Source organism: Acinetobacter guillouiae (assembly GCF_002370525.2).
GTDB classification, from domain to species: Bacteria; Pseudomonadota; Gammaproteobacteria; order Pseudomonadales; family Moraxellaceae; genus Acinetobacter; species Acinetobacter guillouiae.
The window spans coordinates 1,963,369-1,985,731 of the sequence record NZ_AP014630.1; the positions used below are offsets into that span (position 1 = coordinate 1,963,369).

Consider the following 22,363-nt stretch of genomic DNA (forward strand, 5'->3'; position numbering starts at 1 on the left):
AGAACGTTTAAAGCATAAAGTATCTCAAGATCCCTGTTGCAATGATACTGATCAGTACAGTGGGCAATAATGAAAAATAACAAGCTGCGAACAGTGTGATGATAATTGCAATCAAGTTGGCTGGTTGATCCGTAACAAAGTAGGGTGCAATCACTGATATCAAAACACAGCCGGGGATAACCTGTAAAATTCGCGTGGTTCTTTTGCTGAGGTGTTTATTTTTTAACAGTAAATAACCTAAGATTCGAGTTAAATAGGTTGTTAATCCCACACAAACAATGGCGATGAATGTCGTCATATGAATCATGCTTCATCTCCAATCAGTAAAAAAGCAGCGATAATTCCTGAAATAGAACCAATCAATACATACCAGCCTTTAGGTAGATAGTAATAGGCCAGTGCTGCCGCGATCAGACTAATCAACCAAGGTAGTGCAGGTTTAAAGCCTTTCCACATTCCGCGTAAAAGCACCAGAAAAACAGCGGGGAATGCCATGTCAAAACCAAACTTTGTGACATCGCCAAGGAAAGAACCAATACCGACTCCCATCGTGGTAAAAACCACCCACATGACATACAACGCAAAACAGAGGCCAATATAAAAAAACACACTAAATCCTGCATAGGGATTTCGAGGGTTTTGTTTGTGTGCATCTGTAATACTAAGGGCCCAACTCTCATCACACATAAAAAACAATAATGGAAAAGCTTTGCGATTGGGCAAATGTCGAATATACGGTGCTAAACTTGCGCCCATTAAAATATGGCGACTGTTGACCAGAAAAGTGATCAGAATTAAAAACAACAATTGAGGTGGCTGCGTCCAGACTTCAATAATGGCGAACTCAGAACCACCAGCAAAATTGAGTCCTGTTAACAATGGAACTTCTAAAGCAGAAAATCCTTTTTGCGCTGCTTGTGTTCCTAAAACCAGTGCAAAAGGGATAATACCCAGTAGCATTGGAATAGAGGTTTTAAGCCCACGTACAAACTCTCTAAATTCAATTGAATAGGTCAGTTCAGTCGTAGTGTTCTTAAAACTTAACATGAGTCGCTCAATGGTCGCTAAAACAAGGTGATTTTTATTTTATGCCAAATGATTCGCTATATTTCGCTAAACTTGCTGCCTGTAAAATAATTTTTGCAATATTATTGCTGGAATATGTTATTTTTTGGTTTTATCTACTAGAAATAATTTTATGAAATTGGATCAGATAGATCGGCGTATTCTGTGTGCATTACAACGTAATGGAAAACTACAAAATAATGAATTGGCAGAACAAATAGGTTTATCCGCTTCACCTTGTTTAAGACGAGTAAAGCAACTGGAGGATGAGGGGATCATTGACCAATATGTTGCATTGGTCAATCCACACAAAGTAGATCTCAGTTTGACAGTCTTTGCACGAATTTGGTTAAAGAGTCAGGATGAACAAGCAGTCAATCAATTTATCGAAAGCATTATGAATATTTCTGAAATTGTTGAATGTCAACTTATGGCAGGTGATTGTGATTTTTTCTTACGTATTGTGGTTTCTGATTTAGAGGCATATCGTAAATTTCAAATTAATCATTTAAATAAAATTCCAGGGATCCAGAATGTCAAAACTGAAATCCCTTTACAGAAGATCAAACAGACCACAGCCTTACCGCTAGATTAGTTTTTTGATTCGCTTTCGAATAACTTTAAATATTTTATCGGCACTTGTTCAGTCAACCAAACCCCATTTTCAGCACAATAAAACTGGAAACCATCTTGGTGCATCTGTTTGGTGTCTAGGATGAAAATGATGACTTTGCCATGTCGTTGTCCCACTTTTTGTGCTGTGACTAAATCAGCAGATAAATGCACATGATGACGTTCACCTGAAATTAAGCCTTTTTCTAAAATACTGTCGACAAAGCGAGTTGCTGTGCCATGAAAAAGAGTATCGGGCGGCGTGATAGCAGCATACTCACGTTGAACCTGAGCACTAGAGTGACCTTGTACTGCGCGGATTTTGCTTTGGTCTGGTGAGAGCTGGAAGCGTTTTTTATCACTGTTTTCAACAACCTCGATCAACTCTACGAGTTTAAGCGGTCTTTTGTGTTTGATCATTTGCTGCAAAAGGATATGTACATCCGTCCAGCCTTCGGAATCGAGTTGAATTGCAATGGTTTCTGGTTGATGCCGAAGTACTAAACTTAGAAATTTACTATGTTCGCGTAATGTTTTTTCTGAAGATTTCATTTGTTGTTCTTACATGATATAGATTTAGGTATAAAAATTAAGGCTGAGCTTCAATTGCTCTTACGACACTATCTACTGAATATTGTCCCCATTCAGAGAGTTGCTCAATAAATAGATTGATTGCATGACTATCGAAATGCGCAACCAGCATATAGCAAGCGGAACCACAGACTTTATAGCAACTTTCAATTGACTCAAATTGAGCGATAAATGCCTCAAACTGTTCAAATTCATTATTCTGCATCATCACACGTATAAATTGTGTTGATTGATGCTGTAGCGTAATCGTATATTTCTGAATCGTTCCTTCATCTTGCATTCGCGCAATGCGACTTCCTACAGCTTGCCCTGTACGGTGTACTAATTTTCCGATCTCTTTATTGCTTAAGCGAGAATCAGTTTTTAGTATTTTTAAAATTTTGAGGTCAATTGGGTCATTTGGCAACATAGTGAATTGAACAAATTTTCAGTTTGAAAGTTTCTAATCGATTATTCTTTCATGAGTGACTGCAAATCGCCAGCTGTTTTGATTAATCTTATAAAAACATCAACACAAGGGTTAGGGAAACAGCATGAGTCAAACAGCATTATTAGTGATAGATGTCCAAAACGATTATTTTCCTCAAGGGAAGATGGAGTTGTTCTGTGCGGAACAGGCTTTAAAACACATCAATCGATTGGAAGATCTATTTATAAAGCGTGAGCAGCCGATTATTTATATACAGCATATTGCCAATCAACCCAATGCTACATTTTTTCAAGCAGGAACACAGGGTGTAGCACTACATTCGGGTTTACGGGTTAAGGCCGATTCAATTGTGATTGAAAAACATTATCCCAATAGCTTTTTTCAAACCACTCTAAAAGCAGAATTAGAGCGACTGAATGTTGATAAATTGGTGATTAGTGGCATGATGACGCATATGTGTGTTGATGCGACGTCACGTGCAGCGGCAGAATTTGCTTATCAACCGACGATCATTGCAGACGCTACAGCGACGCGTCAATTGAGCTATTCAGGCAGAACGGTTGAGGCAGAAGATGTACAAACAGCCTGTTTGTCAGCCTTTCAAATGTTTTCAGAAGTGGTCAGTATCGAGGACTATTTAAAATAGTTGAAAGAGTCAAAATAACAGGGAAGTACTGCGATTCGATTTTGTACTTCCCTTTAAATCTGGATAAAAATTTATGCTTGCTTTAAGAAACCTTCTTTGATTTTTTCAGGTAAGCCTGTATGCCACCATGTATAAATGGAAGATTTTATTTCGTCATCTTGTTCAGGATCATTGAAAGGTTCATCATCTTCACGAATCAATTCATCGCCTTCAAATTTAAACCAAAATTCCCACGGGTCATCATCCCCACAACCCCAAGCCAGTGTGTGAATTTCCGGGAGCAATGCTTTTAAGAAAAGTAGGATTGCTTCGATAAACTCATCACCCGAAGAACCATGCACAAAATGGGCAACTGAATAGCCTGCAATGGTGTGTAATGTTTCAGGACCCAAATCAAACTCAATATTGTCAACTGTATTTAAAAGATCTTCTGCAAGTTCTTGCCCCAATTGTGAATTGAGCTCAACTGCAACAGCAATAAATTTGTCTTGTTCACCGCGATGCTCTTGAAATAAACGGCCTATCTTTTGCATGATTTCCGTATTTGGATGCGTGTAATATAAGTTGCTATGTAGTTCCATACTTCCCCAATTTTTAGTTTTCAGTTGCTTTAAATAGATGCTGTTTTTCTAAACGAATAAATTATATTTTGAACAACGTAAATAGCAATCAACACTTTTGTGAAAAGTTAAATAAATACAAAGAATTGAAGTAGGGTAATGTGTAATAGATATTTTTTTGCCTAAATTATGCATAAGTGGTCAAATTATCTAGGCATCAAAAGTTATTTTATTAATGCATGGCGCAGATGATCGTGCTAAAATAAGAGAAATCGGGTGTGTTCCCGATTTTTTTATGCGGATTACTTCCGCGCTGACAGGATTTAGGTTTACAACATGCCCATTTCAGAGACATGGTTATTACCTGATGGTGTAGCTGATGTATTACCAGAGCAAGCGCAAGTAATTGAAAAATTGCGCCGTGAAGCTTTAGATTTCCTCGCATCACGAGGTTATCAGCTGGTGTATACGCCATTCATCGAATACATCGAATCTCTTTCTTCTCTCTCCGAATCGAATCAAGATTTAGACTTAGCCACTTTTAAAGTCATCGACCAACTTTCAGGTCGTTTACTTGGTGTGCGTGCCGATATGACACCACAAGTGGCTCGTATTGATGCCCATGTACATCAAGTACAAGGTGTGGCGCGTTACTGCTATGCAGGAACTGTACTTCATACTAAACCACAAGGTTTTAATACCACGCGTGCACCACTTCAGTTAGGTGCAGAGTTATTTGGTTCAGACAGTATTGACGCAGACGTTGAAATGATCGACGTGATGCTCAATCTGATTAATACTGCGGGTTTAGCTGATGGTATCCATCTTGATTTAGGGCATGTAGGACTGTTTAGAAGTCTGGTAAAACATGTGGGTTTAAACAAATCAACAGAAAGCCACTTATCTGATTTGTATCAGCGCAAAGCACTACCAGAACTTGCTGAATTCACTCAAGATTTAGAATTCGGTTCTGATTTTTATGCTTTAGGTCGTTATGCAAGTGATCTGGATGCATTGCAAGCGAATATTAGCGCAGAGATTTTTGCTGATGAAGCATTTAAAAATGCTTTTGAGGTACTTAAAACAACATATACAGAAATTCAAGCACGTTGGCCAAAACTCAATATTGGTATCGATGTTGTAGAGCTTCGTTCGTACCATTACCACACTGGGTTAATGTATGCCGTGTATGCACCGAACCGTGCTGCACCGTTGGCACAAGGTGGTCGTTATGATGGTATTGGTGAACACTTTGGACGCGCGCGTCCTGCAACAGGCTTTTCTTGTGACTTGTATTCCTTAAGTGCGGGTCAACGTCAACAGATTGAAAAAGTAGTTGCACCGAAAGGTACCGAATCCACTTTGCTGGATGCGATTGCCGTAGCACGTCAACAAGGTTTAAGTGTAATTCAGTTATTGGGTAATGACGATTTAAACTCAGTTCCAAATGCAACCCACCAGATGGTGAATGTTGCAGGTGAGTGGAAAATCGAAACAATTTAAGTATCAGATTGAATGTTCATGTCATTCGATTTGGTTTTCTATTTTAACAGCATGATGTAATGAGGCTATTATGGGCAAAAGTGTTGTGGTACTCGGTACCCAATGGGGCGACGAAGGTAAAGGTAAAATCGTTGACCTGCTCACAGATCAAGCAGCTGCGGTAGTACGTTATCAAGGCGGACATAACGCAGGGCATACGCTCGTCGTTGGTGGTAAGAAAACAGTTCTTCACCTCATTCCATCAGGTATTTTACGTGAAAACGTACTTTGCTTAATTGGCAATGGTGTTGTACTTTCACCTGAAGCATTGATCAAAGAGATGGATATTCTTGAGAAAGAAGGCGTACCCGTTCGTGAACGTCTGCGTATTTCTCCAAACTGTCCGTTGATTCTTCCTCACCATATTGCACTTGATCAAGCGCGTGAGAAGAAACGTGGTAATGCCAAAATCGGTACAACGGGTCGTGGTATTGGTCCTGCTTATGAAGATAAAGTAGCGCGTCGTGCGATCCGTGTTGCGGATTTAGTTCGTGGTGGCGAACATCTTAAAGCACAGCTTGAAGAGCTTCTTGAATATCATAACTTCCAATTGACTCAATTCTTCGGTGTTGAAGCCGTTAAAGTTGAAGATGTGTTGGCACTTTGTGATCAATGGCGCGAAGTGGTTAAGCCATTAGTTTTAGATGTGATTACAACATTGCATGACTATCGTAAAGATGGTGCAAACATCATGTTTGAAGGTGCGCAAGGCTCACTTCTTGATGTCGATCATGGTACATATCCGTATGTAACTTCATCGAACACTACTGCTGGTGGGGTAAGTTCTGGTTCAGGTCTTGGTCCATTGCATCTTGACTATGTTTTGGGAATCACCAAAGCCTATACAACTCGTGTAGGTGCGGGCCCATTCCCAACTGAGCTTGTTTATGATGCTGCCAATGATGTTGGCGATGCTGTTGGTAAACATTTGGGTACTGTGGGTTCGGAATTTGGTGCGTCGACTGGTCGTCAGCGTCGTTGTGGTTGGTTTGATGCTGAAATCTTACGTCGTTCTGTAGATGTAAACTCATTATCAGGTATTTGCTTAACTAAACTTGATGTTTTAGATGGTTTGGAAGAAGTAAAAATCTGTATCGGTTATGAAGCAGCAGATTCAGGTTGTGTAGGTTCTACAGATGCACTTGCATTTGAAACATTAAAACCAATTTATGAAACTATGCCTGGTTGGTCTGAGTCTACGTTTGGTGCGAAATCATTGGATCAATTGCCACAAAACGCAATTAACTATGTAAAACGTATTGAGCAGTTGATTGAATGTCCTATCGACATCATTTCAACAGGTCCAGATCGTGATGAAACAATTGTGATGCGTCATCCATTTGATGCTTAATTGATTCAATCTTTAAAAAGGCTCCTACGGGGGCTTTTTTTATTGTTATTCTTTTTAGCTGTTTTAAATAAAGTGTGATTATATTTTGATTTTTTTTGTAAAATACAACATAATTCAGCCGCTAAGAGCTGAGCTTCGTTTTGAAGCTTGCAATAAGATCTATGAAATTTGGTGAAAATAATGATTAACAAGAAACTATTACTTGGCTTAGGGTTGGCTATAGGCTTAACAGGGTGTACCACTGTTGCTGAATTAACGGGTAATGATTCTGCGACTTTAAACCTCAATGCAGCAGCAGATTATAAACTTCTTGTTGAAGATGCAAAGGCACAAAAAGCACTTGATACAACATCTGCAACATATAAACGAGTTAATGCTGTTTTCTTAAAGATGAAACCTTTTGCTGATCAAGCAAATCAAACTGGTCAAAAATTTGACTGGCAATTGAGCGTGCTTAAATCCAATGAACTCAATGCATTTGTCATGCCTGGCGGTAAGGTTGTGTTCTTTACAGGTATCGTCAATCAATTGAAACTGACTGATGCCGAGATTGCTGCCATTATGGGACATGAAATGACCCATGCCTTAGAAGAGCATTCTAAACGTGGTGCTGGCGCAACTGCAATTACAGATTTTGCTGTGAAAATGAGCAAAACTTATGCGGGCGATAAATTGGGCTCAGTCGGCACTCAAGCTTTAGATATCGGAAGTAAATATGGTGTAGGTTTGCCATATTCACGTAGTTTAGAGTCATCTGCTGACCGTGGTGGATTAATGCTTATGGCGAAAGCTGGCTATAATCCTGAAGCAGCAATCAGCGTTTGGCAAAAAATGAACAAGATCGATGGCGGCAGTAATAATGGGGTACAGAAGTTCACTTCAACACACCCATCAAATAATGACCGTATTTCAGATTTAAACAAAAACATGGTTGAAGCAAAGCAAATCTATCAATCTGTGATTAAAAAGTAATTTGATTGTAGAACGCTAAGCCCGATGTAAATCGGGCTTTTTATTTACAGCTAAAAAAGACTAAAGTCGATATCAATTAGACTAGGTTTTCAAGTTTAGCTTGTTAAAATGTATTTTTAGATACACATTGAGTTTGTAGGATGCAAAAGAATATATCGAGCACGATATTTTATTCTCTGATTTTTGCTATGGGCGGTGCTCCAACGATCGCAATGCTGATTATTCAGGCTCAGACCAATGATCTGAATATCATCAATAATGCATTGCTTGGTCTGAGTGTGATGGTTGCATGTGTACTGGTTCCTATTATTTTGATCCAGAATGCGTTTTTGTTGATCAAAAGAAATGATCAACATTTAGAACAAAAGATTATTCCATTGAAAAACATATATTTGACCCTGAATGTAATTTGTCTCATATATTGGTTGGCGATTCAATTTTTGTGATATTTCACTTACATAATTAATATGAATTAATGGATTTTATTGATTTATCCTTATGTAACATTTGCATATAATCCACAATGCTTTTATTTGTTCTCCATGGAGTTGATTATAATGAACAATAAATTAATGCTTAGTCTTTGTGCGGCGACTGCCATTTCAATTTCAGGGTGCTCAACTATCGCGGATATGGCAGGTGCTGATTCTGCAACGCTTAATTTAAATGCAACACAAGGCTTTAATAAAACAGTGCAAGAAGCACGTTTGAACAAGACTCTAGATACAACTTCTGCAACTTATAAAAAAGTGAATGCAGCATTTATTCGATTAAAACCTTTTGCTGATCAAATGAACCAAACGGGTCAAAGATTTGACTGGCAATTGGCAGTACTTAAGTCAGATGAAATCAATGCTTATGTTGCACCCGGTGGTAAAGTGGTTTTTTACACAGGGATTGTAAATCGACTGAATCTATCTGAAGCTGAAGTTGCTGCGGTGATGGGCCACGAAATGACCCATGCTTTAGAAGAACACTCTAAACAAAAATTAGGTGCGCAAGCGTTGACCAATCTTGCAGTTGGTATTGGTAAATCTTATGCAGGCAGCCAAATTGGTGAATTAGGCAATGCGGCGCTCGATTTGGGAAGCCAAGTCGGGGTAGGCTTACCATACTCACGTAGTTTAGAAAGTCGTGCAGATGAGGGCGGCTTAATGATGATGGCGAAAGCTGGCTATAATCCTCAAGCGGCAATTACCTTGTGGGAAAAAATGGCGAAACAGGGTGGAGGAAAAGGTTCTGCATTACTGTCAACACATCCATCTGATGTCAATCGTATCAATGCAATGAAAAAGAATTTACCTGCTGCAATGGCAGTTTATACTGCGCGAGGCGGAAGATAAGTTTTTTGATAAAACCTATCGAATAGAAAAGGATGCTTATGCATCCTTTTTTATTGAAAACAATGTAGAACAACACGTGTTTTAAAACCAGTACTTAAGGTGCGGGGTTTGGCTGCTGTTGATGAATCGCATCTATTTCCGATAAGATTTCTTCAGACAATTGGGTATCAAAGGCCTGAATATTCTCTTTCAGTTGGTCGAGCGTAGTCGCACCAATAATGGTACTACTCACAAAAAATTGTTGTTTAATAAATGCCAAAGCCAATTGGGTAAGTGTTAAACCATGCTTTTCTGCAAGCAGTGCATATTGTTCAGTTGCCCAATCACTTTGTGGATTGCTATAGCGGCTAAAGCGAGAAAATAGCGTAATACGTCCTTTTTCAGGGCGTGCGCCGTGGCGATACTTGCCAGTTAAGTAACCAAAGGCCAACGGTGAGTAAGCAAGTAAGCCGACGCCCTCGTGTTGTGCGATCTCAGACATCCCAATTTCATAAGTGCGATTGAGCAAACTATAAGGGTTTTGTACACTCACAATTTTTTCTAAGCCCAATTGTTCAGCTAAATGTAAAAATTTTAAGGTACCCCAAGGCGTCTCATTGGATAAGCCGATATGGCGAATACGTCCTTTTTTAACTTCTTTGGAGAGTGCTTCTAAGGTTTCAGCAAGCGGGGTAATCTCTTGTGTACGTGCTGCGAGTTGATTGCTGTAGCCCAGCGTGCCAAAGAAGTTAACAGGGCGTTGTGGCCAATGCAGTTGATAAAGATCTATATAGTCTGTTTGTAAGCGCTTGAGCGAGCTATCAATAGCACTACTGATCTCTGCTTCTATAAACTTGGTATGCCCATCACGAATTTGACTGCCACCTTGTTGGGGGCCTGCAATTTTTGTGGCAATGATAAGTTTGTCACGCTGACCGTTTTGAGCAATCCAATTCCCAATGATGCTTTCAGTCGACCCCTGTGTTTCTGGTTTAGGGGGTACGGGATACATTTCAGCAGTATCCCAGAAATGAATATTTTGATCGAGTGCATAAGCAAGTTGTTCAAATGCTTCATTCTGATTATTTTGTTCACCAAAGGTCATGGTACCTAAACAAATTTCAGGGACCACAAGATCAGAATGCCCTAAATGATTTGACTTCATTTTATGTCCTTCAAAATTAATATTCAGTATCTTATGAGAATAATAACGTAATTTAAATTTGATAACTAAGTGAAAGAATGTTTCTAATTATCAAAATAAGATAAAGTTATCTGATTCTTTTATAAAATGCTCATTTTAGCTTGGTCTTGTTTTATAACATGGTCATGAGACCAGCTCACAGTAATTCTCTGTGTATTTATCGCAACATGAAAAAAGCAAACTCGGGAGTTTGCTTTTAAACTATATTTTAACTTTTTGACAATATTTGATATTTATCCCATTCAACATAATTCTTTAAGGAATTAAATTCTCAAATTTGTTCTCAAGCTTTATTCATCATCTGTGCTTAGTTCGTCTTCAGAAAAATTAGATTCTTCCAAAGATACATCAAATATAAGGATGGCTTTACCGTCGGTTTCGATCATGCCTTGTTCTTCAAGTGTTTTTAGAACACGACCAACCATTTCACGGGAACAACCCACGATACGACCAATTTCTTGGCGAGTAATGCGGATTTGACGGCCGTTTGGCAAAATCATCGCTTCAGGCTGTGCTGAAAGATCAATTAAACAACGTGCAATACGACCAGATACATCAATAAATGCAAGGTCAGTTACTTTGCGTGTTGTATTTTTTAAACGACGAACAAGTTGTGCAAATACGGCATAACTTAAGTCAGGATATTGTTTACTAATTTCGTGGAAATTATCATATGAAATTTCAGCAATTTCACATACGTCACGGGTTCTTACTTCCGCAGTACGTTGTGGATTTTGCTCAAATAATCCCATTTCCCCGAAAAAGTCCCCAGGGTTCAAATATGCAACAACAATTTCACGCTCATCATCTTCACGTAAAATAATTGAAACTGAACCTTTTAAAATTAAATACAGGGATTTTGACTCTGAACCTGCATCAATAATCGTTGAGCGTTTTGGAAAACGATTGATGTGGGCTCTTTTGAGCAAAGCTTTGACTGACTCAGGTAGTTGACCAGGAGACAAAGCATCTGTACTAAGTTGTGCAAAATTAGAAGACATGCTTAAAAATTCCGAATTGGATAATAACTAGATCTGTTGATCTAAATTGAACTCGTCACGTAGAAGCAGTAGAGATGAAATTCCTTATCAACTCATTTTATGCTAGTGTACAGGTACCCCGTAAATTTATAGCTTTTTTTAGGTAGTTGCAATGCAAACTAGCGTTCATTGGTTAGAGAATGTTGCTTTCGAAGCAAAATCAGAAAGTGGTCATCAAATTGTGATGGATGGTTCTGCTGAATATGGTGGTGAAAACCGTGGCCCACGTCCTATGGAACTCATATTAATGGGACTTGGTGGGTGTGCTTCATTCGATATTGTGACCATTTTAAAGAAATCTAGGCAAAATGTAACAAATGTTGTTTGTCAGCTCAAAGCGGATCGCGCAGACACGATTCCCGCTGTATTCACGAAGATACATTTACATTTTGTGGTAACAGGGCATGATGTAAAAGAGAAACAAGTAGCTAAAGCTGTTGAATTATCAGCCGAAAAGTATTGCTCAGCAAGTAAAATGCTGTCCGATGGCGGTGTTGAAATCACCCATGATTTTGAAATTATTTCCGCGGAATAACGGAATTAATTTTAAAAAAGCCAATCAAAAGATTGGCTTTTTTTTAACGTGTTTTAGCTGCTTAAGTTGGTGACTTATCCGATCAAAATTAAAAAAAATAAATTATTACAAAATGTGTATTTGTTCAAAAATAAGCATTTTTGAAACAAGCGTTCAAAGGTTTCTTAGCATTTTTCTTGCTAAATTAAGGTGATAAAAATAATTGTGGGTCAACTCTGGCATTATTTAAGCTCATTCCCCAGTGTAAATGTGGGCCTGTTACTCGTCCTGTTTTACCCACCAATCCCAATAAATCTCCTTGTTTCAAGATTTGCCCTTTTTCTACATTGATTTTACTGAGGTGACAAAACATACTGATCAGACCTTGTCCGTGATCAATCATGACAGTATTTCCATTAAAGAAATAATTGCCAGTCGCAACCACTGTTCCCGCAGCAGGCGCAACCACTTTTTGTCCAATGGGAGCAGGGATATCTAAACCAGAATGTGGAGCACGTTCTTCACCATTAAAAAAACGTTTACGACCAAATGAATTACTAAATTTTCCTGCTGTAGGTCTGATGAATTTTGGAAAGTCTTTCCATTGTGCAGGGCTAAATGAGCTGTAAACACTGTTTTGTTCTTTCGCTTCTTGGCTATAACGATCAAGTTGTTCCTGATTTGGATTGACGTAATCCTGATTTTTTACATTGAGGCGTTGTTCAGCATATTTAAATGGCTTCACTTCAATATTAATTGGGCCTGTAGAGCTTTGTAATTGCAGTGAACCCAATGGTGCTGAAAGCGGAATTCCAAAAACAATATGATTTACTGCATTTTCACCATCCACGATCAAGACAGGTTTATCTTGGTAAGTGACATTTAACACAGTTTTAGCAACAGGAATAACCGCTATGCCACCTGCACGACGTGAGTCTTGAGGTAAGGCAAAGGCTTGAGTTGCTATAATTAAGCTAGATAGTAGGAAAAGTTTTTTGATTGAAGGCATAAATAACATACAAGGTTTAATTTTTTGTAGTATCTCGCTTTTTTATTCAGATGCTCAAGCATGTGATTGTTAAATTATAAGTAGAGTATTTTTAAATCACTAATTTCATCAAAGCATCAAGTCTTAAAGATGGACCATACGAGCTTCACCTCGAAAAATCGCATGCCTAATTAATTAAGCATGTGATTATGATCGATCAATAAAGCCTTTGAAAACTAAAACTTAAAAACTAAGCTTTAAAAACTAAAGTTTAAAATTAGGATTTATAAGGTTTAGCACGGCGCAGTTGATGCAATACTGAAACCAATAAATCAATTTCCTCAGTGGTATTATAAAACGCAAGAGAAGGGCGTACCGTACGTTCAACACCGAAACGGCGTAAGATCGGTTGAGCACAATGATGCCCAGTACGCACAGCGATACCATACTGGTTGAGTACTTTCCCGACCTCTTCCGTTTCATAGCCTGCTAGTGTAAAAGACATCACACTGGCTTTATTTAATGCAGTACCTATCAGACGTAGACCAGAAACACTTTGTAGCGCATGTTGACCATATTCAAGCAAGTCATGTTCATAACGTGCAATGTTATGGATTCCAATACTTTCTACGTATTCTAGGGCAGCACCTAAGCCAACAGCATCTGCAATATTCCCCGTACCTGCTTCAAATTTATTTGGTGCAGGTTGATAGACCACATTCTCAAAAGTCACATCCTGAATCATATTTCCGCCGCCTTCCCATACAGGCATGCTATCAAGTAATTCAGACTTGGCATAAACAGCACCAATACCCGTTGGGCCAAAAACTTTATGCCCAGAAAACACAAAGAAATCGGCATCTAAGGCAGTAACATTGGTGGGCATGTGCGAAACAGACTGAGCACCATCAATCAAAACTCGCACACCTGCTGCATGCGCCAATGCAATAATTTCTTGAGTAGGCGTTACAGTACCCAAGGCATTAGAAACCTGCGTAATCGAAACCAGTTTGGTTCTAGGATTGAGCAATTTTACAAATTCCTCAATCTGAATCTGACCAGTATCATCTACAGGAATTACACGGAGTTTTGCACCAGTTTCTTTACTGAGTTGGTACCAAGGCACAATATTGGCATGATGCTCAAGATGGGACACAATAATTTCGTCTCCCGCTTGAATATTCTGTTTACCCCACGATTTTGCGATTAAGTTAATGCCTTCTGTTGTACCTCGAACAAAGACGATATTTTTTGCTGAAGCGGCCCCAATAAAGCGAGCCACAACATCTCGTGCATGCTCATAAGCATCACTGGCACGTGCTGCAAGTTCATGTGCTGCACGGTGAATATTCGAATTTTCATGTTGATAGAAATATGAAATTCGATCGATGACCGCCTGAGGTTTATGGGTGGTGGCTGCATTATCCAACCAAACCAATTGCTTACCATTTACACGTTCTTGTAGGATGGGAAAATCCCGACGGATTTGCAAAATATCAATGGGTTGATAGTTCTGAGTATTCGCTGGTATTTGCACATCTGAATGCGGACGAACAGCTTCAATGGTAGGTGATTGAAGAAAATAATAACCAGACGCTGCGGTTGCAGGTTTGTCATTACGATCTTGTAATACACTTTTTAATTGCTGGTCATCAGTCACATGATAATCATCAAACGCATATGGATTTTTAAGCACATCAGTTTGAGCCGCATTTGTATTTACTGTTTGGGCGCTGGCAACTTCAGGGTGAGGCAGATCCAAAAAGTAATAACTCGATTGAGCTTGATGTGGTGCAGTCGTTGTTAGGTTTGATGGAGCAGTCTGTTGTGTGATTTGTGTAGGATTCAATGACAAATCTAGCTTTTGTCCGATAGCAAATGGATCAGGAGTATTTGCACCCCCAACAATGGGCGAGGAAGATAGAATTCTACGCTCAGGATGGTCGGCGGTCGGTTCTACATAGTGATGTGTAGAATCTGGATTTAAATTTGCCTGTTGCACAATGGCAGGTATACGCCCAGACAAAGCAGTAATTGGGTCTTTAGGCTGTGGTTGATGACTAATACCTTGAGGTCGTTGATCGGGTAGATCAAAGTTAAAACCTTGTGGATTTTGTTTGGGCACAGCCGAAAAAAATTCAGCAGCCAATTGTGCAATGACTGATTCACTGATGGGTGCATCAGCAATATGATCAGAAGAAATATCTGGAGTAGCTTGATTATTTGTAAGTTGTTGGATAGTCATGGTACTTGTCTACCTCCACATCTTCGAGCACAGCGAGTGCATCATCTGTCAACACAGCAAGAGAACAATATAAGGAGATTAAGTAAGAGGCGATTGCATTACGATTGATGCCCATAAAGCGTACAGATAGGCCTGGAGCCTGTTCACCAGCAAGACCTGGTTGGAATAAGCCAACAACACCTTGACGCTTTTCACCGACACGTAACAAGATGATTTTGGTTTTGCCGTCTTCAACTGGAATTTTATTTGAAGGAATCAGTGGAATACCGCGCCAAGTGATGAACTGTGAACCAAATAGGCTTACGGTTGGTGGTGGAACACCACGACGGGTACATTCACGTCCAAAAGCAGCTATCGCATCGGGATGTGCTAAGAAGAAGCCCGGTTCTTTCCAAACTTTGCGCAGTAAATCATCAAAATCATCTGGTGTGGGTGCACCTGTCAAAGTGGAAATACGTTGTTCATCTGCAACACTTGCCAACAAGCCGTATTCAGGATTATTGATCAATTCACTTTCTTGACGTTCTTTAATGGTCTCGATGGTTAAGCGTAACTGTTCTTTGATTTGATCGTGAGGACTACTATATAAGTCAGAAACACGGGTATGAATATCCAGAACTGTGGAAACACCATTTAAAAAGTATTCACGTGGATTAACTTCATAGTCAACAAAAGTTTGTGGAAGTGTTGCTTCATCACGTTGTGTACACGCCACCTGAATGTCATCGGTATTGCTGACTTTGTTGACACGGTATATACCCGCTTCAACAGGGGTCCATTGCAATAAATGTGTTAGCCAACGTGGTGTAATGGTGGAGAGTTGCGGTACTGTTTTTGTCGCATTGGCAAGTTGACGAGCTGCTTGATCATTCAACGCTTGGCGTGTGACTTCTTGGTTCTTAGCCATGTTTTAATCCTTGGTGGTATTGGAAATTAATTATTGATTACTGGTTTGATTTAAAAATGCTGTTGTTATCTTCTCCAATAAAGTAAAAATTTTGCTCTTAGGGTTTAATTGCGCTGTATATTTATTGGATTAATTTGAGGTTTATTGCGTGCGTTTTATTGCTATTTTCGAGGAAAAATTTATAAGGGGAATAAAGCAAAAGCCTTATTCCTGACGCCAAGGTAAATTGTGGAAACGCCATCCATTGAAAGAACCACGATGATCATTTTCATCAAGGTCGCCTTCAAAGCCTTGTTCGATATTGTAAATATTTTCAAAACCTGCATTAAAAGCTACATTTGCAGCAGCAGCGGAACGTTTACCACTACGGCAAAGCAGTAGAATGATTTTGTCTTTTCCAATTTTAGTTTCAAGTTCTTTGGCGAAGCGTGGATTGCGGTTTAGTGCAGTTCCTGTTGCCCAAGGGATATGCACGGTATCTTCTACATAGCCGACAAACTTACGTTCTTCGTTGGTGCGTACGTCGACAATCACCACATGTCCTGCTTTAAACAAAGCCCATGCTTCATGAGGTAAAATCGTTCCAGTAAATTCTAGATAATGATCTTCAACACGTTGTTTTGCTTGTTCAAAGATATTTTCAATTTGAGCCGTTGTTAATTCGGTAAAGTGTTGCTGATTTAAACTCGTCATTTCAATTGCCTTTTTTGAGACTTAAATCACGTCTAAGTCATCATGTATCAGATGTATTGATAACAACTATAATGATTTTATATATTCAATAAATTAATAAAAATTGAATTGCTTATTCTTATTTTGAAATAAGGTTTAAATGATTTTTAAAGATATCTTTATATGAAGAATGTTTATCTACAAGATTGCTAATAAAATAGTATCAAGGGTCTGCTAGCATTTCATATTATAGTTTGCGTTGTAGGTTAAAATTGAGCATGAGCGTATATGTCGTAACGCATGGGATAAGGAGAATAGCCAGCTTATTTCTGCGTTTTATAATGTAGGCTGAGATAATTTTAACGATAACCCAGAGTAAGAACAAAGCACTGCTTTGTTTGCAGTTTAAAGTGTAGTTGAGGGACTAGAGTGTTTTTTGCCGCTACTTCGTTACGAACTACTAGTTTAGATGACTAAATTTCGTATTTCGTGCCTCGGATCGCCTAAAAAACACACGTCGTCGCAAACATAAACGAATTGCCAACAGACCCTGTTCATTCAAAGTGAATAATAAAATTTCATGTTAAGCGCATGGATTGTGAAAAGTCATTTCAGTAGGTAAATATATGACCCAATGGAATATCCCCAATATTGTGGATGAGCTACAACAAGCTCGAAATGAATGGCGTACTCAACGTAAAAGCTTAAAAGATTTTGGCGGTAGGGAATTACCTTCAAAAGATGAAATTAAGAAAATCATGAATGATCTGTGTGGCATCTTGTTCCCCATGCGACTGGGGCCACCTGACCTACGCCAACAAAGTGAAAATTTTTATATTGCACATGCACTTGAGAAAACTTTGCATTCCTTATTGGAGCAAGTCAAACTTAATCTAACTTATGATTATAAATATAAAAAGCATAACGAAAATGCCGATGTGATTGAGGTATTGGCACAAAGTATCGTCAGTGAGTTTGCACAAAAATTACCAGATCTACGCCGTATTTTAGATACAGATGTGATTGCGGCCTATGATGGTGATCCAGCAGCGCGAAGTGTCGATGAGGTTTTATTGTGTTATCCGGGTATTTTGGCAATTATTTACCATCGTATTGCACATGAGTTTTATAAAAAAGACTTGTCACTACTGGCACGTTTAATTGCTGAGATTGCACATTCAAAAACTGGCATTGATATACACCCAGGCGCACAAGTCGATCAAGGTTTCTTTATTGATCATGGTACAGGTGTGGTGATTGGTGAAACCTGTATTATTGGTAAAAATGTACGGATTTACCAAGCCGTTACGCTTGGTGCTAAACGTTTTGAAATTGATGATTCTGGGCGTTTACAAAAAGAATATGCACGTCATCCAATCGTAGAAGACAATGTGGTGATCTATGCAGGTGCAACTATTCTTGGGCGTATTACTATTGGTCAAGGCGCTGTAATCGGTGGAAATGTATGGATTACTCAAAGCGTTGCAGCAAATAGTGCAGTTTCTCAAAGTTCTGCAACCAAGTCAGAAGTGTAAGTGCATTAAAAGCTTAATGAGTAGCTTAGCTTAAAATTTTTATGCGGTTAAAATGCTTCATTCAGAAAGTGGAATGATGTAGTAAGTTTGATCAACCGAGATGATCAGTTTATTTCTAATTTGATATATCCAAGCAGTGTCAATGGGCAGCTTAAATTGTTTATTTTGCCCATGTTGTTTGATTTCAAATACGTCATAGCCAATCGGTGTAAACCAGAATATATAATGATTTCCTGAACCTTGAACATCATCAATACTTTGATATTTTAGATATTTGGCATTTACAGTGGGTAACTCTACTGGCTTTTTGCATTCAGGCAGTCTTATCTCATCTTCCAACTTTGGCAGAAATTTGGAAAAATCGCGGCTATAGAGATAACTTTGTGGTGTTTTTAAGAGCTGTGTTTCGGGATCAAGAATTAAATAACATTCTGCTTGGTGCTGTTGTAGATAAAGCTTTAACTGTTGAATGAGCTTTAAATTAAAAGGTTCGGCAGGTTGAGCAGGATAATCATCTGGTGAAAAATCACGTTTTGGTTGTTCAGGCTTGTCTCTAAAAATATCTTTGAAATTTTCGATTACAGATTGCTGCTGTTGTTTATGTTCTTTTTGAGCTTCTGCGGCTGCTTTGGCCGAAATATATTGAGGATCAAAATAAACCGTAGTGCCATATTCTAAGACTTTCTTTTGATATGTTTTTTCTTGCACCATTTGCTCTAAAATTGTCTGAGCAAATGCAGTATAGGAAAATGAAGTCATGGCCGTTAAATTTTGTGTCTGTGCATTGAACAAATAAGCTTGCATTGGATCATTCACACCAGATTGAAAGGTTTTTATAGTGATGAGAAAGTGATTGTGATTTAAGGCGAAAATTTGATCGATCAATTGATTTGTTTGCGCAGCAATGAAATGAGGCTGAATCTGTTGATCATGATTTAGATCGTAAGTACATATTTTAAAATTCTTTACAGGGTTCTGTTTTACATGACTTTCAGGGCAATTGTAGACAATAAAATTTTCATTGATGGCTTTTCTATTCATATCATCAGAGGTTTTAAACCATGTGAATTCTAAGCCTGATATATTCGGTGTTAATTGCTGGATATGTTGGTGCGGAAATTCTTCACTATTTGGCGATTTGTAGCCACAGGCATACAGTGCAGATACTGCAATTAATACAGAGAATGATTTACCGAAAGTCAACATTGTTCTTATACTAAAATCTCTCAATACTCCTTACTCTAAAAGCATATCGTTGAAAATACAAACGCTTAAAAAACTAATCTTCTATATTTTTCCATCATCTTACTTGAAAAATAACGTTTCAGCACAGATATTAATACTGAAATCTATTCCAATTGTTTTGGTAAGCTTTTGAAAAATATATAAATTAATTCACTATTGCTATTGAAATCGAAAAAAACGTTCCCATTTATTATTCAAGTACAAAATTTGTTGTGAGGAATAACAAGAATGCGATTTGAAAAATTTACGAACCGCCTGCAGCAAGCCTTATCTGATGCACAATCTCAGGCAATGGGTAATGATAATACCGCTATTGAAGGTATTCATATTCTTTCCGTTTTATTGGAAGAACCATCCAATCTTAGCTTGTTGCAACAGTCAGGCGCCAATCTACCTGAGTTAAAAACAAAACTGCAAAAAGCCTTAACAGATGCGCCAAAAATTGGAACACCAACTGGGGATATTAATTTAAATCCAGAGGCTGTACGTGCGCTTAATTTGGCAGATAGTTTTGCTCAAAAAGCAGGAGATGAATTTTTATCTACCGACTGGGTGATCTTGGCACTTGCTGAAACAGGTGCAACCAAAACATTGTTAACAAGTGTCGGTGTAACAACTGACAAACTACGCAAAGCAATTGAAAATATTCGAGGTGGCGAACAAGTTATGGCAAATAACCATGAAGATCAGCGAGATTCACTCAATAAATATACCGTAGATTTAACGGCACGTGCTGCGGAAGGCAAACTCGACCCTGTGATTGGTCGTGATGAAGAAATTCGTCGTACCATTCAAGTACTGTCACGTCGGACTAAAAATAATCCGGTATTGATTGGTGAACCAGGTGTAGGTAAAACAGCGATTGTGGAAGGTCTGGCACAGCGTATTATCAATGGTGAGGTGCCTGAAGGCTTAAAAGGTAAACGTGTTTTATCGTTAGACTTAGGCTCGTTGTTGGCTGGTGCAAAATACCGTGGTGAGTTTGAAGAACGTTTAAAAGCCGTACTCAAAGATTTAGCTAAATTTGATGGCGAAATCATCCTGTTTATTGATGAGCTACATACGCTTGTTGGTGCGGGTAAAGGTGATGGCGCAATGGATGCAGGTAATATGTTAAAACCTGCATTGGCACGTGGTGAATTACGTTGTGTCGGTGCAACAACACTGGATGAGTATCGCCAATTTATTGAAAAAGATGCAGCTTTGGAACGTCGTTTCCAAAAAGTTTTGGTGGATGAACCAAGTGTTGAAGACACCATTGCAATTTTACGTGGTCTAAAAGACAAATATGCAACGCATCATGGTGTTCAAATTCTCGACTCTGCAATCATTGCAGCTGCGAAAATGTCACATCGCTATATTACAGACCGTCAATTGCCAGATAAAGCGATTGATTTGATTGATGAAGCAGCATCACGTATCAAAATGGAAATTGACTCTAAACCTGAGCCACTTGACCGTTTAGATCGCCGTTTAATCCAGTTAAAAATGCAATTGGAAGCGGTAAAAAAAGATGCAGATTCAGTCAGTAAAGCTGAAGTTGAGCATTTGGAAAAACAAATTGCAGATGTTGAAAAAGAATATAGTGATTTGGAAGAAATTTGGATTGCAGAAAAGCGTCTAGTCGATGGTACAAATCAGGCGCAAATCGAGCTTGATAAAGCACGTACTGCATTTGAAAAAGCGCAACGTGAAGGTGACTTAGCAGAAGCAAGTCGTTTGCAATATGGGGTGATTCCAGAGTTGCAAAAACGTTTGAATGAAGAAGAGGTTGCGGAAGTCAATGAAGAACCGAAACTGATTCGTACCAAAGTGACTGAAAATGAAATTGCAGAAGTGGTTAGTGCTGCAACAGGTATTCCTGTGTCAAAAATGCTACAAGGTGAGCGTGAGAAATTGCTCCATATGGAAGATTTCTTACACAACCGTGTGGTGGGGCAGGATGAAGCTGTGGTTGCTGTCTCAAATGCAGTTCGTCGTTCACGTGCGGGCTTATCTGATCCAAATCGTCCAAGTGGTTCGTTCTTATTCCTTGGACCGACAGGGGTGGGTAAAACTGAGTTAACCAAGGCTTTAGGTAACTTCGTATTTGACAGTGATGATGCAATTATTCGTATCGATATGTCAGAGTTTATGGAAAAGCATTCGGTGAGTCGCTTGGTGGGTGCGCCTCCAGGTTATGTGGGTTATGAAGAAGGTGGTGTTTTAACTGAAGCAGTACGCCGCAAACCGTACAGTGTGGTGTTATTTGATGAAGTTGAAAAAGCCCATCCAGATGTATTCAACATCTTATTACAAGTGTTGGATGATGGTCGATTAACTGACTCACAAGGCCGTGTGATTGACTTTAAAAATACCGTGATTGTGATGACATCGAACTTAGGTTCAAGTGATGTACGTGAACTCGGTGAAGGTGCTAGTGATGAAGATGTTCGTTTAACGGTGATGAATGCCGTATCACAACATTTCCGTCCTGAGTTTATTAACCGTATCGATGAATTGGTGGTGTTCCACTCGTTGAAAAAATCACAAATTCGTGGCATTGCGGATATTCAATTGGATCGTTTACGTTCACGTTTATCTGAACGAGACATTGGATTGAAAGTCGATGATCAGGCCTTTGATATTCTGATTGATGCTGGTTTTGATCCTGTATATGGTGCGCGTCCACTTAAACGTGCAATTCAACAACAGGTTGAAAATCCATTGGCTCAGCAAATCCTTGCCGGTCAATTTACAGCAGGTGATACCATCTTAATCAGTGCTGAAAATGGTCAACTTGATTTTGGTAAATTAAAATTAAGTTAATTTATCCAGCAGTATAACCGAAGCCAACTACCGTAAGGTGGTTGGCTTTTTTATTGGATACGCATTTATATTTTTGCGTTACAGATTCCGATCAGTAGGATTTTCGCGTTCTAC

22 protein-coding genes are annotated in these 22,363 nt (G+C 38.9%); 10 read left to right on the plus strand and 12 right to left on the minus strand.

Features of this window, described 5'->3' with window-relative positions; translation table 11 throughout:
- Positions 1-7: 7 nt before the first annotated feature.
- Together AS4_RS08985 and AS4_RS08990 are read right to left on the minus strand one after the other, a co-directional pair.
- Positions 8-307: an AzlD family protein gene (locus tag AS4_RS08985; protein ID WP_004721162.1), complete on the minus strand. Its 300-nt coding sequence runs from the start codon at positions 305-307 to the stop codon at positions 8-10.
- A complete protein-coding gene (locus AS4_RS08990; RefSeq protein ID WP_096733927.1) occupies positions 304-1,047 on the minus strand; it encodes an AzlC family ABC transporter permease in 744 nt (247 codons plus the stop codon). Before AS4_RS08990 ends, AS4_RS08985 begins: the two co-directional genes overlap by 4 nt.
- A 157-nt stretch (positions 1,048-1,204) precedes the next feature.
- Here AS4_RS08990 and AS4_RS08995 point away from each other — a divergent pair, with 157 nt between their 5' ends.
- A complete protein-coding gene (locus AS4_RS08995) occupies positions 1,205-1,660 on the plus strand; it encodes an Lrp/AsnC family transcriptional regulator (RefSeq protein WP_167468978.1) in 456 nt (151 codons plus the stop codon).
- Here AS4_RS08995 and AS4_RS09000 read toward each other — a convergent pair.
- Positions 1,657-2,229: an RNA 2'-phosphotransferase gene (locus tag AS4_RS09000; RefSeq protein ID WP_096733929.1), complete on the minus strand. Its 573-nt coding sequence runs from the start codon at positions 2,227-2,229 to the stop codon at positions 1,657-1,659. The genes AS4_RS08995 and AS4_RS09000 overlap by 4 nt on opposite strands.
- Positions 2,230-2,266: 37 nt before the next feature.
- On the minus strand, positions 2,267-2,677 hold the full coding sequence (locus tag AS4_RS09005) for an Lrp/AsnC family transcriptional regulator (protein WP_096733930.1): 411 nt from the start codon (positions 2,675-2,677) through the stop codon (positions 2,267-2,269).
- Positions 2,678-2,801: 124 nt separating this feature from the next.
- Between AS4_RS09005 and AS4_RS09010 the strand changes: the two genes are divergently transcribed.
- Positions 2,802-3,344, plus strand: coding sequence for a cysteine hydrolase family protein (locus tag AS4_RS09010; RefSeq protein WP_096733931.1), 543 nt, complete (start codon positions 2,802-2,804; stop codon positions 3,342-3,344).
- A gap of 71 nt (positions 3,345-3,415) precedes the next feature.
- Here AS4_RS09010 and AS4_RS09015 read toward each other — a convergent pair whose 3' ends face one another.
- Positions 3,416-3,925, minus strand: a complete 510-nt coding sequence (locus tag AS4_RS09015) for a hypothetical protein (RefSeq protein ID WP_096733932.1) — start codon at positions 3,923-3,925, stop codon at positions 3,416-3,418.
- A 315-nt stretch (positions 3,926-4,240) separates the two neighbouring features.
- Between AS4_RS09015 and AS4_RS09020 the strand changes: the two genes are divergently transcribed.
- The 5 genes from AS4_RS09020 (at position 4,241) to AS4_RS09040 (ending at position 9,112) form a co-directional block, all read left to right on the plus strand.
- Entirely contained in the window at positions 4,241-5,407 is a 1,167-nt protein-coding gene (locus AS4_RS09020; RefSeq protein WP_056510528.1) for an ATP phosphoribosyltransferase regulatory subunit, read from the plus strand.
- Between the two features lie 70 nt (positions 5,408-5,477).
- The gene (locus tag AS4_RS09025; RefSeq protein WP_004721148.1) at positions 5,478-6,797 is read left to right on the plus strand and encodes an adenylosuccinate synthase; all 1,320 of its coding nucleotides are present in this window, start codon (positions 5,478-5,480) and stop codon (positions 6,795-6,797) included.
- A 180-nt stretch (positions 6,798-6,977) separates the two neighbouring features.
- Positions 6,978-7,769: a M48 family metallopeptidase gene (locus AS4_RS09030; protein WP_096733933.1), complete on the plus strand. Its 792-nt coding sequence runs from the start codon at positions 6,978-6,980 to the stop codon at positions 7,767-7,769.
- Positions 7,770-7,909: 140 nt separating this feature from the next.
- A complete protein-coding gene (locus AS4_RS09035) occupies positions 7,910-8,215 on the plus strand; it encodes a hypothetical protein (RefSeq protein ID WP_004820960.1) in 306 nt (101 codons plus the stop codon).
- A gap of 111 nt (positions 8,216-8,326) precedes the next feature.
- Positions 8,327-9,112, plus strand: a complete 786-nt coding sequence (locus tag AS4_RS09040) for a M48 family metallopeptidase (protein ID WP_004721143.1) — start codon at positions 8,327-8,329, stop codon at positions 9,110-9,112.
- A 94-nt stretch (positions 9,113-9,206) separates the two neighbouring features.
- On the opposite strand, the gene AS4_RS09045 is transcribed toward AS4_RS09040, so the two are convergent.
- A complete protein-coding gene (locus AS4_RS09045; RefSeq protein WP_096733934.1) occupies positions 9,207-10,256 on the minus strand; it encodes an NADP(H)-dependent aldo-keto reductase in 1,050 nt (349 codons plus the stop codon).
- A 329-nt stretch (positions 10,257-10,585) separates the two neighbouring features.
- A complete protein-coding gene (gene crp / locus AS4_RS09050) occupies positions 10,586-11,296 on the minus strand; it encodes a cAMP-activated global transcriptional regulator CRP (RefSeq protein ID WP_004721139.1) in 711 nt (236 codons plus the stop codon).
- Between the two features lie 151 nt (positions 11,297-11,447).
- Here crp and AS4_RS09055 point away from each other — a divergent pair, with 151 nt between their 5' ends.
- Entirely contained in the window at positions 11,448-11,870 is a 423-nt protein-coding gene (locus AS4_RS09055) for an OsmC family protein (protein WP_004721138.1), read from the plus strand.
- A 184-nt stretch (positions 11,871-12,054) separates the two neighbouring features.
- Here the strand turns inward: AS4_RS09055 and AS4_RS09060 are convergent, their stop codons facing one another.
- From AS4_RS09060 to AS4_RS09075, 4 genes are all read right to left on the minus strand, one after another.
- The gene (locus AS4_RS09060; protein ID WP_406565193.1) at positions 12,055-12,858 is read right to left on the minus strand and encodes a peptidoglycan DD-metalloendopeptidase family protein; all 804 of its coding nucleotides are present in this window, start codon (positions 12,856-12,858) and stop codon (positions 12,055-12,057) included.
- 256 nt (positions 12,859-13,114) lie between these two features.
- Positions 13,115-15,082, minus strand: a complete 1,968-nt coding sequence (locus AS4_RS09065) for a family 2A encapsulin nanocompartment cargo protein cysteine desulfurase (protein ID WP_096733936.1) — start codon at positions 15,080-15,082, stop codon at positions 13,115-13,117.
- Positions 15,057-15,989 carry a family 2A encapsulin nanocompartment shell protein gene (locus tag AS4_RS09070; protein WP_004721119.1) on the minus strand — a complete coding sequence of 311 codons (933 nt, stop codon included), beginning with the start codon at positions 15,987-15,989 and terminating at the stop codon, positions 15,057-15,059. The genes AS4_RS09065 and AS4_RS09070 overlap by 26 nt, the downstream gene beginning before the upstream one ends.
- Before the next feature lie 204 nt (positions 15,990-16,193).
- Positions 16,194-16,682 (minus strand): rhodanese-like domain-containing protein, encoded by a 489-nt coding sequence (locus tag AS4_RS09075; protein ID WP_004820984.1) that lies wholly within the window; start codon positions 16,680-16,682, stop codon positions 16,194-16,196.
- Positions 16,683-17,287: 605 nt separating this feature from the next.
- Here AS4_RS09075 and epsC point away from each other — a divergent pair.
- Positions 17,288-18,196: a serine O-acetyltransferase EpsC gene (epsC, locus tag AS4_RS09080; RefSeq protein WP_004820985.1), complete on the plus strand. Its 909-nt coding sequence runs from the start codon at positions 17,288-17,290 to the stop codon at positions 18,194-18,196.
- Positions 18,197-18,253: 57 nt separating this feature from the next.
- Here epsC and AS4_RS09085 read toward each other — a convergent pair whose 3' ends face one another.
- Positions 18,254-19,402: a hypothetical protein gene (locus AS4_RS09085; protein WP_096733937.1), complete on the minus strand. Its 1,149-nt coding sequence runs from the start codon at positions 19,400-19,402 to the stop codon at positions 18,254-18,256.
- Between the two features lie 267 nt (positions 19,403-19,669).
- Here AS4_RS09085 and clpB point away from each other — a divergent pair, with 267 nt between their 5' ends.
- On the plus strand, positions 19,670-22,249 hold the full coding sequence (clpB, locus tag AS4_RS09090) for an ATP-dependent chaperone ClpB (protein WP_096733938.1): 2,580 nt from the start codon (positions 19,670-19,672) through the stop codon (positions 22,247-22,249).
- The last annotated feature ends 114 nt before the right edge of the window (positions 22,250-22,363 follow it).